The sequence below is a fragment of the Chitinophaga sp. G7 BAM 1005 genome (genome assembly GCF_057126945.1).
Window position 1 is genome coordinate 385237 of the sequence record NZ_CP181478.1, and the last position, 14326, is coordinate 399562.

Consider the following 14326-nt stretch of genomic DNA (forward strand, 5'->3'; position numbering starts at 1 on the left):
ATTACATCATTCCACGTGCCTGCACGGGGAGGTGTTTTATAGGATAATAAAAAAAGCAGTCGCATGAACAGTAGTATAAAGAATCTTAAAGAAAGAGACTGGACGGAAACAAGAGCGCATTCCAGCTGGCAGATATTCAAGATTATGGCGGAGTTTGTTGAGGGATTTGAGAAGCTGGCTAAAATAGGACCCTGCATTTCCATATTCGGATCGGCCCGTACCAAACCGGGTAACCGTTATTACGATCTTACCCAGGAAATAGCCACCCGGCTGGCAGACGAAGGCTTTGGCATTATCACCGGTGGCGGACCGGGTGTAATGGAAGCAGCCAACAGGGGAGCCCAGGCTGCTCATGGCAAATCAGTAGGGGCTAATATCAGCCTGCCGCATGAACAGCATCCAAATAGTTTTATTGATTCGGAGAATAATCTTCATTTCGACTATTTCTTTGTCCGCAAAGTAATGTTTACCAAGTACTCACAAGGCTTCATTATGATGCCTGGAGGATTTGGTACGATGGATGAATTCTTTGAAGTACTCACCCTCATACAAACCAAAAAAATGGAGGAAACCCCTATGGTATTGGTAGGTAGAGAGTACTGGAGTGGCCTCCTGCAATGGATCCGCACTGTGATGATGGAAAAGGAAAGCAATATTAACCCGGAAGACCTCGACCTGCTGCAGTTATTTGACACCGCAGATGAAGTAGTGGAATATTTCCGTGTTTTCTATACGACCAATAAATTAAGACCGAATTTCTGATAAAGTCTGCCTTCAGGCCGGAAAAGCGGATATACATGAACGTACGCCCGGATAGAATAAAACCCGGCCAAATAACGTTTATGGATATATCCGCTTTTTCTGTTGGAAGCAACAGGCTGTCAGTTAGCCGCTTTTCCTTAGCTTTGCAGAAATTTTAATATATGGAGCTCATGCCGGCAGCAGTGGAGGCCTATTCAGAAAAATATACCAGTCAGGAGAGTGAATTGATGTACCAGCTGAACAGGGAAACACATCTGAAAGTAGAGCTGCCGCATATGTTGAGCGGGCAGGTACAAGGACAGTTCCTCAGTATGGTAAGCCATATGATCCGGCCCCGCCGCATCCTGGAACTGGGTACTTACACCGGGTACTCAGCAATTTGCCTGGCTGCGGGCCTCGCCCCCGATGGCATATTACACACGGTAGATATCAACGAAGAACTGGAAACCCTTTGTCATCACTATTTCTCGGCAAGCGGGAATGCAGATAAAATTAAAATGCATATCGGTAAAGCGGCCGATGTTATTGAACAACTGGATGAAGTATTTGACCTGGTGTTTATTGACGCGGACAAATCCGGATATGAACAGTATTACGACCTGGTTTGGGATAAACTGCGTCCCGGCGGATTTATCCTGGCAGATAACGTGCTGTATCACGGCCAGGTGCTGCTGCCTGAAAATGAACAGGGACGCCAGGCAAAGGCCATGATCAGTTTTTGTGAAAAAGTGTTGGCAGATGATCGTGCAGAACAGGTATTACTCACCATCCGGGATGGTGTACTGATGATCAGGAAGAAATAAAACGCCCATTAAATCCGAACATACATGCAAGTAAGAAAATTCTTATTGGTAGTCAGTTTTCTTATTGGCTTCGTTACCGTACTGCACGCACAGAACATCACAACGCAGCAGTACATTGCCACCTATAAAAACTTAGCCATTGAGGAAATGCGCCGCTCAGGTGTGCCTGCCGCCATCAAACTGGCACAGGGGATTATAGAAACACAGTCCGGCAACGGTACCTTGTGTTTACAATCAAACAACCACTTCGGTATTAAATGCAAAAATACCTGGACCGGCAAAACCATCAAATACGATGACGATGCCGCGCAGGAGTGTTTCCGCGTATATGAAACCGCCCGTGATTCCTACCGCGATCACTCCGATTTCCTGCACGCCAATCCACGCTACGCTTTCCTCTTCCAGTTTGATGGCGATGATTATAAATCATGGGCTTTTGGTCTTAAACAGGCCGGATATGCCACCAATAAAACTTACCCGCAACAGCTGATCAAAGTAATTGAAGATTATAACCTCCAGCAATATACCATGATTGCTATGGGAAAAGATCCTTCCGCCGGCGATGCTGCTACTGATGGAACGATGTATGCTGAAGTAACTGAAAAGAGAAGCAAAACATCTTCGGGAAGAAAAAACCAGGGTACCACCACCAAACAAACGGCCAACAGCTATCCCAAAGGCATCTTTGAAATCAATGGCCGCAAAGCAGTGTATGTGAAAGCAGGCAGCTCCCTGATCCAGGTAGCCGACCAGCGTAACATGCGTCTCCGTAAACTGGTGCGCTACAACGACCTGGAAAATGATAATCCGCCCGCGAAGGATATGATCATCTTCTTACAAAAGAAAAGTAAAAGGGGAAATAAAGAATATCACAGCGTTGTTAACGGAGAAACCATGCACGACGTAGCCCAGGCAGAAGGGCTACAGTTAAGATGGTTGCGCCGCCGTAATAAAATGAATGAAGGGGAAGAACCTGCTGCCGGTCAGCGGTTAACACTCGACGGTTTTGCTTCAGCGGCGCCACGGCTGGCTAAAAACACCCGGGTGCTGAAAGAAGAAGACCAGGAGCCTCCGGAAGATTTTTCTCCCCGTAAAGCACTGGATGGCATTAAAGAAGAAGTAGCCAAAAACACCGCAGGCGGTGCTGCTGTACCGGAAACAAAACCAGCCCCACAACAGGGTGGCGTGCCGGTTGCCATGATAGAAGATCTGAAAAAGGCCGGCCAGGTAACCACCACCGGAAATACAGGTACACCAAAGGCATCCCTGCCACAACCGGCTCCGCGGCCGGCTACACCCGCGCCCGTACAGAAGTCCGGTACGCAATACCACGATGTACAGCCAAAGGAAACGCTGTATGGCATTGCTAAAATGTACAACCGGTCGGTTACGCAGCTGCAGGAATGGAATAACCTGCAGGGTTTTGATATTAAAATCGGCCAGCGCTTGCTGGTAAATAAATAAGCAGCGATCTTTTTTTGCTGATGATTGTTAAATAAGGAAATGCAGAAGTATTATGTCAGTGATTAAAGTGCATGACAAAGAGTTCCAGCCCTATATTGATGAAGTGGTGTTGCAGCAGCGGGTAAAGGAAATGGCGGAACAGATTAACAAAGATCTGAAGGGAGAACGCCCTTTGTTTATCGCTATTCTTAACGGCTCATTTATGTTTGCCGCAGATGTGTTTAAATACCTCACTATTGAGGCGGAGATCTCTTTTATTAAACTGGCCTCCTATAAAGGCACCAAATCCACCGGTAATGTGGTCCAGGCCATTGGCCTGGACGAAGATCTCTTTGGCCGCACCGTAGTGATCCTGGAAGATATTGTGGACACGGGCCGCACCATGAGCCAGTTCCTGCCTCAACTGGAGCATCAGCAACCCAAAAAATTACTGGTAGCCGCCCTGCTCACAAAGCCGGATGCGATGATACATCCTATCAAAATAGATTACCTGGGCTTTTCCGTTCCGGATAAGTTCCTGCTGGGATACGGGCTTGATTACGATGGCCTGGGCCGGAATCTGCCAGCCATCTATCAACTGGTGGAATCCGGGCAGTAATTATTTTTTCCGGGCAAGCGCCCGGAAAAAATCTTAACTTAATACATGCTTAAGTACCTTTTACTCTTTCTTTTCTGGGGTGGAGGGCTGCAGGCGCAAACAATCTGGGTATCGGGAGCGGTAGAAGACAGTTTATCCCACCGCCCCGTTGCAGGAGTACAGGTGAAGGTGATGGATGACACAGTCCATGTGGTCACAAACGCTTTCGGTCTTTTTAAAATTTCAATCCCCACGGCATCTGCCACGTTATTGCTCACACAAAGCGGTTATCAATCCAAACAGGTAACGGTGCGCAAATACGACAGGCTGTTAATAACCTTATCGCCTCTACGTAAAGATGCCGACCCGGTGGCTCTTGCAAAAGCCCGGTCAAAACTGCTGCATAGCAGCAATCCCAATTACGGTAATACCGGTATGGGAATACATTCCTTTTACAACGAAACTTACGGAGCTACCTACGAAAATAAATTTGTCCGTACCTCCAATCATCCCGTGTCCACCTTTGCCCTGGATGTGGACAGAGCCGCCTATAGTAATATCCGCCGCTTCCTCCGGCTGAAAGAAACGGTACCGGTAGATGCTGTGCGCATCGAAGAAATGATCAACTATTTCCATTACGATTACCCGTTACCGTTAGCTGGTCAAACGATGGCCATGTATAGTAATTATACCACCTGCCCCTGGGAAACCAGCCACCAGTTATTACAAATCGCCATCAGGGCGCGCGCATTGGAAACAGATAGTTTTCCCGCCAGCAACCTCGTTTTCCTGCTGGATGTTTCCGGCTCTATGGGCGTAGCCAATAAGTTGCCTTTATTACAGGCAGCTTTCCGCATCCTGGTGAATAATCTGCGCCCGGTAGATAAAGTAGCGATTGTAGCCTATGCCGGTGAACCCGGCGTCCTTTTACCGGCTACGCCCGGCGATCAGAAAGAAAAGATCCTCAATGCAATAGATAATCTCAGCGCCGGCGGCGCCACTGCGGGGGAAGCCGCTATAAAAATGGCCTACCGGATTGCATCGGAGCAATATATTCCTGATGGCAATAACCGTGTGATACTGGCTACCGACGGGGATTTTAATGTGGGCCTCAGCAGCGATAGTGAAATGGAAGAGCTGATCGTTCAGCAGAAAGAAAGTGGGGTATTGCTTACCTGCCTGGGTTTTGGGATGAAGAATTATAAGGATTCCAAACTGCAATCCCTGTCCAGTAAAGGGAATGGTAATTTTGCGTATATAGATGACCTGGAAGAAGCCAATAAGATATTTGCCCGCGAATTCGGCAGTACCTTGTTTACTATTGCCCGCGATGTGCAGTCGGAAGTATGGTTTAACCCGGCGTTCGTAAAGTCGTATAGGCTTATTGGTTATGAGAACAAAATACTGCCTGCCGACAGTTCGGAGAAGGGGGAATTTGGCGGGGGAATTATCGGCAGCGGGCATTGTTCCGTGGCGTTGTATGAAATTATTCCTGCACCGGGCGCCGCTACCGGCGATACGGTGCTGGCGCGGGTAAAAATATCCTGGCGTGATCCGCAGGATACGGCTATGCAATATTTACCCAATGTTATTTCTGCGGAACTGAAAAATTTTGATAAAGCATCTGATGATTGCCGCTTTGCTGCGGGGGTAGCCTTATTCGGTATGCTATTGCGCAAGTCTTCCTACTGCGGTAAAGGCAATATTGACATGGTGAGCGATATTGCCCGTCGGGCGTTGGGCGCCGACAAAGGCAACTATCGCCTGGAGTTTTTGAAGATGGTAAAAATGGTGCGTAAAGGAAAGCGTTGATCCCTTATTTTATTAACCGGTAGCACTTCCTGATCATCTTCTGCTGAAAATCAAAAGGTAAAGTCTGATTGGTAATATCCTTAATGCCGGAGGCATTGATCTTATCGGCTTCCAGTACAAACCGGCGGTAGTTGTTACTGAAGTAAACAACACCATCCTTTTTAGTAGCCAGTAATACTTTATTGAGCATATCCGCATGATCGCGCTGTACATCGAGGAAATCCTTCATCCGCTTGCTGTTGGAGAAAGTGGGCGGATCTATGATCACGAGGTCGTAGGTGTTGAGTTTAAGGGTGTCGAGGTATTGGAGTACATCTGCATGTACAAAAGTATGTTTCGGGTTATCGAACCCGTTCAGCTTCATATTTTCTTCCGCCCAGGCCAGGTAGGTTTTGGACAGATCCACAGAAGTTACTTCTGCTGCGCCACCTGCGGCAGCATATACGGAGAAGGAGCCGGTATAACAGAACAGGTTCAGTACTTTCTTGTCTTTTACTTCCTCCCTTATCATGCTGCGTGTAATGCGATGGTCGAGGAATAAGCCGGTATCGAGATAATCGGAGAGGTTCACTTTAAATTGCAGACCTGCTTCGTAAGCCGTCATGATATGGCTTTCCAGGCTCAGTTTTTCGTATTGGCTTTTCCTGTTTTCTTTACGTTGCCGTTGTTTAACCCATATTTTATTAGGGGCTACTTCCAGTACTTTGCTGATCAGTTCCAGGCAGGTGTCGAGCCACTCTTCGTGTGTATCTTCTTCCATGCCGTGTTTGCGGTGGTATTCTGCGATGTAAACATGATCTTCATACATTTCTATACTGAATGGAAATTCAGGAATATCATCATCATACACCCGGTAGCAGGTGATGTTTTGTCGTCTGGCCAGTTTGGATGTATGCCGGAAAACTTTCGTCAGCCGGTTTTCGAACATCTGCAGTTTTTGTTCCATCGCGTAATATTTAGAGCGGGTGTTGTCTTTCCCAGGATTACACTGATTTTACTGATTTAACTTTTGGGATTTTATTTTGATTTAATGATTAAGGGAGATAAGAGCGAATACATCCGCTTATATCTCCCTTAATCCTTTATAAAATCAAAAAAGTAAAATCAAGCTAATCAGTAAAATCAGTGTAATCCTGGGAAAGACAACATCCGCGTCAGCTAAAAATATCCCTTACCTTTTCGAAGAATCCTTTATCAGATTTTTCGGGGCTTGGTTTAAAGTTATCGGACGATTGTAGTTTATCGAGCATTTCTTTCTCTTCAGCGGTTACATGCTGTGGTGTCCATACATTCACATGAATAAGCTGATCGCCTTTTTCATAAGAATTTACGGAAGGGAACCCTTTGCCTTTCAGGCGGAATATTTTACCGCTCTGTGTGCCGGGAGGGATTTTAATTTTGGCTTTTCCGTCGATGGTAGGCACTTCCAGGGAGGTGCCATACACTGCATCTGGGAAGGAGATGTGCAGATCGAACGCCACATTGAGTCCGTCGCGTTGCAGTTCCGGATGTGGTTCTTCTTCGATGAGGATGAGCAGATCGCCGGGGGCGCCGCCTCTTTCACCGGCATTACCTTTACCGCTCATGCTCAGTTGCATGCCTTCCTGAACGCCTGCCGGGATGTCGATGCTTACCATTTCCTCACCGTACATACGGCCTTCACCTTTACAGTGACCGCATTTGCTGGTAATGATCTGGCCTTCACCATGACAGGTAGGGCAGGTGGTAACCGTTTGCATTTGTCCGAGGAAAGTTTGGGTAACTTTTCTTACCTGGCCGGAACCGCCACAGGTATTACAGGACTGGAATGCGTTTTTATCTTTTGCGCCCAGGCCACCGCAATGCTGGCAGGGTACATATTTTTTTACTTTAATTTTCTTGTTGGCGCCTTTGGCGATTTCTTCATAGGTAAGACGGATCTTAACCCGGAGGTTAGAACCGCGTGTGCCGCGTCCACGGCGGTTTCCACCGCCACCACGGGCGCCGCCGCCAAAGAAGCTGCCGAAAATATCATCGTTACCAAAAATGTCACCGAAGTTGGAGAAGATGTCGTCCATGTTCATTCCACCACCGCCATATCCACCACCACGGTTGCCATTCATGCCGGCATGGCCAAAACGGTCGTATTGCGCCCTTTTATCAGGGTCGCTTAATACTTCATAAGCTTCAGCTGCTTCTTTGAATTTTTCTTCTGCCTCTTTGTTATTTGGGTTGCGGTCAGGGTGAAACTGCATAGCCACTTTACGATAGGCTTTCTTTATTTCATCCTGGGAAGCAGATTTGGCAACAACCAGTATTTCGTAATAATCTCTCTTGGTAGACATTATAATAATCACTTAATGCTGGTGCAGGCACCAGCTTTTGTTCGGTAAAAAATATTGCTTTACGTCAGCTTTTAGCATAGGCATCCTTAGAGATTATGCCACATCGTCATTTTATTTACCCACAATTACCTTAGCATGACGGATTAATTTGTCATTCAGGGAATAACCAGGTTGCAGCACATCTACTACTTTACCAACCAGCTCCGGCGCAGGAGCAGGTATTTCGGTAATAGCCTCCTGCAGATCCGGATCAAATGGGGTATGGATACTCTCCATTGGCTTCAGTCCCTTTGCTTGCAGGGTGCTTCTCAGTTTATTGAAAACCAGCATTACGCCATCTTTAACGGCAGCAACATCGGTAGTATTTTCCAATTGCTTTTCAGCCCTGTCGGTATCATCCAGCACATCCAGCAAAGATATGATAACTTCCTTACCGGCTGTTTGCATCAGTTCTATACGTTCTTTGGCAGTGCGTTTACGGTAATTGTCAAATTCTGCCTGTAACCGGAGATATTTATCACGGATTTCACTTACTTCTTTTTCTTTCTTCTCCAGCTCTGTTACTTCATCTGGCTCATTATTCGTATTTGAACTATTGCTTATATTTTCTTCTGGCATGCTTTCGTTTTCGCTACCAGTGTTAGCCTGACCGTTTGTCTGCATGTCTTTTTCGTTTTCTGTCATAATAAGTAATAATTGTCTGCGCTGGTACCCAGTCAATTTCTTTGCCAACAGCGGTTTTGCCGACAAAAAGGCAGAATTGAAGTGAAAATCGGGAGGCTAACCGCTAAATAGCTACCTTTGCCCCTCGAAATACAATAAATGACTAAAGTTTTTTTAAAGAAACAGATACAGAACAGGGTATTACAAGGGCATCCCTGGATTTTTGGTAATGAAGTAGCCGAAATAAAAGGAGATGTAAATGCCGGTGATATTGTAGATGTATATACACATAAAGGTTTTTTCCTGGGGCGTGGTTATATCAATCCTCAATCCCAGATTCTCGTAAGACTGCTTACCCGCGATAAGAACGAAGAAATAAGCCCGGAATTTTTTTACCGCCGTCTCCTGAAATGCTGGGAGTATCGTCAGAAACTGGGCTATGTGGAAAACTGCCGCCTTGTATACGGGGAAGCAGATGATCTGCCTGCCCTGGTCATCGATAAATTCAACGATTACTTCGTTATTCAAACGCTCGCATTGGGCATGGAGAAATGGAAAGATGCCATTGTAGATGCCATCAACCGCATTTTTTCACCCAAAGGAATCTACGAAAGAAATGATGTACCTGTAAGGGAACTGGAAGGCATGACTCAACAGAAAGGCTTTCTCAGCGAGCCTTTCGACACCAACCTGATCATCAATGAAAACGGTTTGCGGTTTCATGTGGATATCGTGAACGGCCAGAAAACGGGCTACTTCCTGGATCAGCAGGATAATCGCCGCGAAATTAAACATATCGTAAAAGGCGCCGACGTAATGGAAGCCTTCTGCTATACCGGTACTTTCTCCTGTCACGCTGGTTTTTATGGCGCCAAAAGCGTACTGGGACTTGATATCTCCGAAACAGCGGTAGCTACCGCCCGCAGAAATGCGGAACTGAACAACCTGCAGGATATCTGCCGGTTCCAGGCTGTGAATGCGTTTGACCAGCTGAAGCAATGGACCAAGGAAGAGAAGAAGTTCGATGTGGTAATACTGGATCCGCCGGCCTTTACCAAAAGCCGTGAAAATATCTCGAAAGCCGTAACGGGGTATAAGGAAATTAACCTCCGCGGAATGAAACTGCTGAAGCCCGGGGGCTTCCTGGTAACTGCATCCTGCACCAACCTGGTATCGCCGGACCTGTTCCTGCAAACCATTGATGCAGCAGCAAAAGATGCGAAGAAAAGACTGCGCCAGGTAACTTTCCAGACACAGGCCCAGGATCATCCTATCCTGAGAAATATTGAGAATACCACTTATCTGAAATTCCTGATTGTGGAAGTTTCCTGATGAGAAAAGATATAAAAAAGAAAAAGTCGCGACGCAAATCGTGACTTTTCTTTTTTTATTTTGATGCCAGATATATCTATATCTATTTCACTACATTGAATTTCCCTGATTCCACCAGATTGCCCCGCTGATCTCTTAACTGGAAAATATACAGACCGTTATAATAATTATCCAGGCTCACCGTTGTCTTGGAGCTGATGCCTTTCAACTGATCTATTTTTTTTCCGAGGAAATTATATACAATAAGATCGTATAGGCGATCGTTATTATGTTGTTGAACTTCAAATGTTATGACGGTAGTAGCGGGATTGGGATATAGCTTCACAATTTTGCTACCCCCCTCCGTGGTTGGTTGGGATTTATCGCTTTGAGCCTTACCTATGCTGGTAAAAAGGCTGAAAACCATTATGAGAATTAGGGTAGAGGTTTTCCACATAGTATTATAAAAATAAAGTTTTTTTCAAATATTTCCTAATTTTTGTTTGACAAATTCAGCTCATTCGGGCGCCCACGTTCCTACATAAAAATAACAAACCACAAGGCATTTTGTTAGCATTTCTGCATATTTTATGTAATTTTTAACGCTTGGTGGTTTATTTTCATAATTAATTGATTTATAATAATTTAAAATCTGGGACAGTTTACGCTTTCCAGTGTCGAGTTCCGGCTGTTGAGAAATCCCTTGAAAACCAAAGAAATTTCAAAGCCGCCAAATGTCTGGCTGGCGGTTCTCAGTTTAGAAATATTGGTGTCATAACTCATTCCGATCTCGTATTTATCCATGTCAATTTTGACAGTAGGGATAATGGCATCATTCCATCTCAGGAAGAGGCCGCCATAAATAGCCCGGGTTGATTCCAGCCCCTGGTCCATCAATCCATAACCAATTAATGCACCGCCGATAAATTCAGTATAAGTGCCCTGGTGCAACTGGTTGTAATGTGCAATCACTTTTACCCGTTCATCTACCGGTATCGTAATACCCGCGTTGAACGTAAGTTTCGGTTGCAACTCAATATTCTGATCGTTATAGAAAGATATTTTAGCCCGGTTAAAATGGAAGTAGCCAGCCCCGATAAAGTAATTCACATCTTCCCCGATCACGCTGTTGTAACTCAGGCCCACGCCGGCATCCAGGTAACTGTAGCCTTTCAGCGCCAGCTTGCCTTCCTCCCCGGTAGCGGAAGCAGGATCAAAACGGCCGCTGGTGTACTGGTTGTTGAAGGTCATATTGGTAGGATCAAACTGCCGCTGTACAAAACCGCCCATGAACCCCACGGAGAGGAAACTGCTCTTATCCTCATTGAGGGATTTATGATAGTTGATAGCCGGGAAGATCTGCGTGGACTGTAGTTTGGAAGTACCTGCGCGGTCGTAGGTTACCTGCAACCCCGTAGTCACATAGTCGTTGCTGCGGCCAACCGGGAACTTTATTTCACCACTCACGGTACCGGTCTGGTAGGGAATGGTAACACTGTTCCACTGGTTGCGATATACTGCCTGCACGCGCACATCGCCATTGAAAATGCCTATCAGCGCAGGGTTGCGGAGGATAGGCGTTTCATAGAACTGCGACAGATGTATATCCTGGGCATACAACGGTGTTGCGCAGGGGATGCAGACTATCGCCAGTAATACGCGGTATATGATTTTCATGTTAGCCAGGTTAAAAATATTTATCTGAGTAATGTTACGTTGCCTTTCATCTGGAAAAATTCATTGGTATCACAGTATGCTTCAATAAAGTAGATATATACATCTGACGGTTGCGGCTTGCCGTTAAAAGAGCCGTTCCATCCGGTGCTGATATCATCGATGTTGATTCTTTCGCGGTGATGCACTTCCTGTCCCCAGCGGTTGAAAATCCGGAAAGATTTTATCAGGCTGATGCCCTTTCCGCGTGGATAGAAGATATCATTTTGCCCGTCGCCATTGGGACTGAAAGTATTTGGAATAAACACCACATCGGTATTGCAAACGAGGTCCACGTTCATGATATCGCTTTTCGTACAGCCGAACTGGTTAGTACCGGTAATGCTATAGGTAATGGGTTTGCGAACGGTAGCCGTTACATAAGGAGAACTGGTGTTATCGAGATAATCATCCGGGCTCCATTTCCATTTCACGATATCCGGGCTTCCGCTGGCCATCAGCCGCACAATATCTCCCACCATTACGGTTTGGTCTTTGCCAGCATTTACCTGTGGTACCGGTTTTACGGATACCTTCACGGAAAGCGGTGCGCTCATGGGGCAAATGGCGTCGTTGGCGCCGGTTACCTGGTAAGTGATGTCTTCTATTGGTGTAGTAACCGGGTTGGCGATAGTGTTGTTGGTTAAGCCGGTAACAGGCGTCCAGTTATAGATGGTAGCGCCTGTGGCTTTCAGTTGTACCGAAGTGCCGTAGCAGGCAATGGTATCACTACTTACAGTAAGATTTACTTTGGGCACCACTACTACATCTGTGGAATCATATACCGTACATCCGTACACGTTAGATGCCTGTACGTGGTAACGGGTACTTGCAAGTGGCGATGCTACCGGATCTGTACAGAAAACACAACTGAGCTGGTTAGTGGTGAGCCATTGTACCGTGCCGTCTGATAGGGCGTTGAGGCTAACGCTGTTACCCTCACAGATCTTTGGTTGCTGCGCAGATGCTTTCACCACCGGCGTAGGATGAATGTTGATGGTTTTACTGATGGAGTCCCTGCAGTTGCGGGCGTCTGTTACCACCAGTTTTACCGCCTGGCCGCCGGAAGCGCTGTATTTAGTGGCTGGCGGCGTTTGAGCGGTGGAGCTCAGCCCATTGCCCAGATCCCAGTACCAGTTGGCAATGGGGATACTGGGAGAAGTGATGGTGTTATTGATAAAGTTCACTGCCTGGCCTGCGCAGGTAACCGGACCAGTGGTAAAGCCGGCCTGTGGTGCGAGGATATCAATATCATCCGGTTTATACACAATATCATCGCAGTAAGCAGGATCTTTATAGCGAATGGTGAGCTGGTTATCGAACGTGCCGGTGGTGGCCCATGTTTTTATATAGGTTTGATCGGTAGTGGTAAAGGTGGTACCATCGCCGAATTGCCAGGTATAGCTGGAAACCAGGCCCAATGGCACATTCAGTACGCCGTAGGTAGCTTTGCTTCCGCGGCAGATGGAGTTGACGCCGGCGGTAAAGTCGGCCCGGAAATAATAGATCGTCTGGAAGCTGCTATGGTTACAGTTATTGCCTATTTCCCCGATAGTAAGACGAACGGTATAATTACCGGGTATTGTATAATTATGCACAGCATCCATTGTGTTTACCAGCGGCGAATTATCTCCAAAATCCCACTGATAGGTGGAGTTGGCGCTGGTGCCAATAGAGTTGTTAGTAAAGATGAATTTACTTTTATCGTTGCAATCGCGTACTACGCTGAATTGCGACACCGGACCGGTTACATCCACGGTAACCGGAGAGGCTGCTGTGAAGCAGCCATTACTGCCCGCTTTCATTTGTACGGTAAGGGTACCGTTGGCATTGAAGGAATGCCGGATATCGTTGCTGCTGCCTGATTCTGTTTTTCCATCTCCGAAATCCCAGCTGTAAGTATCTGCAAAGCTGGCGTTAGCGAGCAGTCTTACCGGGTCGCCTACGCAGGTACTGGTGGGAGATACCGTGAAGCTTACATTGGAAGGGGGATTGCCGGTGTGCACAAATTTATCGAAAGCGGTGGTTGCCACGCACTGGCCCTGTGTAGTAACGGTAACGCCTACGTTATAAGTACCGGTTTGCGTGTATACGTGATTTACATTACCGTTGGTAGTGGACTGGGTGTTACCATCCCCGAAATTCCAGGCCCAGGACACAACGGGATCGTTAATATCGTTGGCAGAAGTAGCTGTAAATGCGGCGGTATAAGGCACGCAGCCGGATAATGGCGTGGCCATTGTAATCTGAGGCAGGGAAATATCGATATAGGCATCTTTCTTTAAGGTGGCCGTACAGCCGTTGCTGTTAGTAACGGTGAGGGTTACATCATATTTGCCCGCGCGGGTATATTGATGTGGTATATAAGCATTGCTGGTGGTAACCGGCGCGGTGTCGTCGCCAAAATCCCACGTACGACTGGCCGCGCCTGTGGTGGCATCTGTGAAATTAGCGGTGAATACTTTGCAGCTTTTTGTTACATCTGCCGAAAAAACAATCTGCGGGGTAGCACCTACTACCAGATCCCGCCAATAGGTACTGGTGGTTGTTCCACCGCTTACTTTATATACTGCTTCCAGGGTAATTTTTATGGGGCCGCCACTGGTGTAGGTTACCTGTGGATGTTCCTCATGTGAGGTTCTGCCATCCCCGAAATCCCAGTTATAGGTAAGGGGAGTGCCGGTGCTGGTATTTCTCAATGTAAGTGTTACCGGTGTACACAGGTTACCCGGCGAAGCGGTATAGGTAAAGTCCGCCTTCTGTGCCAGTAAGCAGTTTGCCTGCAAAAGGGATATGAGGAGCAGTAATGTCCAAAAACACTTTGCCTGTAGGTATTTCATAGGGTACACAGGTTTTCCATTGACTGAATGTCTACACAAATTAATAAAAATTACATA

The 14326-nt window shown here is 46.6% G+C and carries 12 protein-coding genes; 6 read left to right on the forward strand and 6 right to left on the reverse strand.

Translation table 11 applies throughout. From position 1 onward, the window contains the following. Positions 1-63: 63 nt before the first annotated feature. The 5 genes from ACMXI2_RS01625 to ACMXI2_RS01645 all read left to right on the forward strand — a co-directional run bounded on the left by ACMXI2_RS01625 (position 64) and on the right by ACMXI2_RS01645 (position 5418). Positions 64-762, forward strand: coding sequence for an LOG family protein (locus ACMXI2_RS01625; RefSeq protein ID WP_483779988.1), 699 nt, complete (start codon positions 64-66; stop codon positions 760-762). 161 nt (positions 763-923) lie between these two features. Beyond that, a complete protein-coding gene (locus ACMXI2_RS01630) occupies positions 924-1565 on the forward strand; it encodes an O-methyltransferase (protein ID WP_483779989.1) in 642 nt (213 codons plus the stop codon). A gap of 24 nt (positions 1566-1589) precedes the next feature. Beyond that, positions 1590-3029, forward strand: a complete 1440-nt coding sequence (locus tag ACMXI2_RS01635) for a glucosaminidase domain-containing protein (protein WP_483779990.1) — start codon at positions 1590-1592, stop codon at positions 3027-3029. Positions 3030-3081: 52 nt separating this feature from the next. Next, a complete protein-coding gene (hpt, locus tag ACMXI2_RS01640) occupies positions 3082-3627 on the forward strand; it encodes a hypoxanthine phosphoribosyltransferase (RefSeq protein ID WP_483779991.1) in 546 nt (181 codons plus the stop codon). Positions 3628-3672: 45 nt separating this feature from the next. Then, positions 3673-5418 carry a YfbK domain-containing protein gene (locus ACMXI2_RS01645; protein ID WP_483779992.1) on the forward strand — a complete coding sequence of 582 codons (1746 nt, stop codon included), beginning with the start codon at positions 3673-3675 and terminating at the stop codon, positions 5416-5418. Between the two features lie 4 nt (positions 5419-5422). Here the strand turns inward: ACMXI2_RS01645 and ACMXI2_RS01650 are convergent, their stop codons facing one another. The 3 genes from ACMXI2_RS01650 to ACMXI2_RS01660 all read right to left on the reverse strand — a co-directional run bounded on the left by ACMXI2_RS01650 (position 5423) and on the right by ACMXI2_RS01660 (position 8426). Continuing rightward, a complete protein-coding gene (locus tag ACMXI2_RS01650) occupies positions 5423-6364 on the reverse strand; it encodes a class I SAM-dependent methyltransferase (RefSeq protein ID WP_483779993.1) in 942 nt (313 codons plus the stop codon). A gap of 208 nt (positions 6365-6572) precedes the next feature. Next, positions 6573-7742: a molecular chaperone DnaJ gene (gene dnaJ, locus ACMXI2_RS01655; protein WP_483779994.1), complete on the reverse strand. Its 1170-nt coding sequence runs from the start codon at positions 7740-7742 to the stop codon at positions 6573-6575. A 111-nt stretch (positions 7743-7853) separates the two neighbouring features. Beyond that, positions 7854-8426: a nucleotide exchange factor GrpE gene (locus ACMXI2_RS01660; protein ID WP_483779995.1), complete on the reverse strand. Its 573-nt coding sequence runs from the start codon at positions 8424-8426 to the stop codon at positions 7854-7856. A gap of 138 nt (positions 8427-8564) precedes the next feature. Here ACMXI2_RS01660 and ACMXI2_RS01665 point away from each other — a divergent pair, with 138 nt between their 5' ends. Next, on the forward strand, positions 8565-9737 hold the full coding sequence (locus ACMXI2_RS01665) for a class I SAM-dependent rRNA methyltransferase (RefSeq protein WP_483779996.1): 1173 nt from the start codon (positions 8565-8567) through the stop codon (positions 9735-9737). A gap of 82 nt (positions 9738-9819) precedes the next feature. Here ACMXI2_RS01665 and ACMXI2_RS01670 read toward each other — a convergent pair whose 3' ends face one another. From ACMXI2_RS01670 to ACMXI2_RS01680, 3 genes are all read right to left on the reverse strand, one after another. Next, the gene (locus tag ACMXI2_RS01670; protein WP_159454263.1) at positions 9820-10062 is read right to left on the reverse strand and encodes a T9SS type A sorting domain-containing protein; all 243 of its coding nucleotides are present in this window, start codon (positions 10060-10062) and stop codon (positions 9820-9822) included. A 299-nt stretch (positions 10063-10361) separates the two neighbouring features. Then, positions 10362-11393 carry a PorP/SprF family type IX secretion system membrane protein gene (locus ACMXI2_RS01675; protein ID WP_483779997.1) on the reverse strand — a complete coding sequence of 344 codons (1032 nt, stop codon included), beginning with the start codon at positions 11391-11393 and terminating at the stop codon, positions 10362-10364. A gap of 20 nt (positions 11394-11413) precedes the next feature. Next, entirely contained in the window at positions 11414-14269 is a 2856-nt protein-coding gene (locus ACMXI2_RS01680; protein WP_483779998.1) for a PKD domain-containing protein, read from the reverse strand. Between the last annotated feature and the right edge of the window lie 57 nt (positions 14270-14326).

Bases quoted from the DNA above. Each gene is read 5' to 3' on its own strand.
- ACMXI2_RS01625 (WP_483779988.1), top strand. From the start codon at position 64: ATGAACAGTAGTATAAAGAATCTTAAAGAAAGAGACTGGACGGAAACA.
- ACMXI2_RS01680 (WP_483779998.1), bottom strand. From the start codon at position 14,269: ATGAAATACCTACAGGCAAAGTGTTTTTGGACATTACTGCTCCTCATA.
- ACMXI2_RS01630 (WP_483779989.1), top strand. From the start codon at position 924: ATGGAGCTCATGCCGGCAGCAGTGGAGGCCTATTCAGAAAAATATACC.
- ACMXI2_RS01645 (WP_483779992.1), top strand. From the start codon at position 3,673: ATGCTTAAGTACCTTTTACTCTTTCTTTTCTGGGGTGGAGGGCTGCAG.
- ACMXI2_RS01665 (WP_483779996.1), top strand. From the start codon at position 8,565: ATGACTAAAGTTTTTTTAAAGAAACAGATACAGAACAGGGTATTACAA.
- hpt (WP_483779991.1), top strand. From the start codon at position 3,082: ATGTCAGTGATTAAAGTGCATGACAAAGAGTTCCAGCCCTATATTGAT.
- ACMXI2_RS01635 (WP_483779990.1), top strand. From the start codon at position 1,590: ATGCAAGTAAGAAAATTCTTATTGGTAGTCAGTTTTCTTATTGGCTTC.
- ACMXI2_RS01660 (WP_483779995.1), bottom strand. From the start codon at position 8,426: ATGACAGAAAACGAAAAAGACATGCAGACAAACGGTCAGGCTAACACT.
- ACMXI2_RS01675 (WP_483779997.1), bottom strand. From the start codon at position 11,393: ATGAAAATCATATACCGCGTATTACTGGCGATAGTCTGCATCCCCTGC.
- ACMXI2_RS01650 (WP_483779993.1), bottom strand. From the start codon at position 6,364: ATGGAACAAAAACTGCAGATGTTCGAAAACCGGCTGACGAAAGTTTTC.
- dnaJ (WP_483779994.1), bottom strand. From the start codon at position 7,742: ATGTCTACCAAGAGAGATTATTACGAAATACTGGTTGTTGCCAAATCT.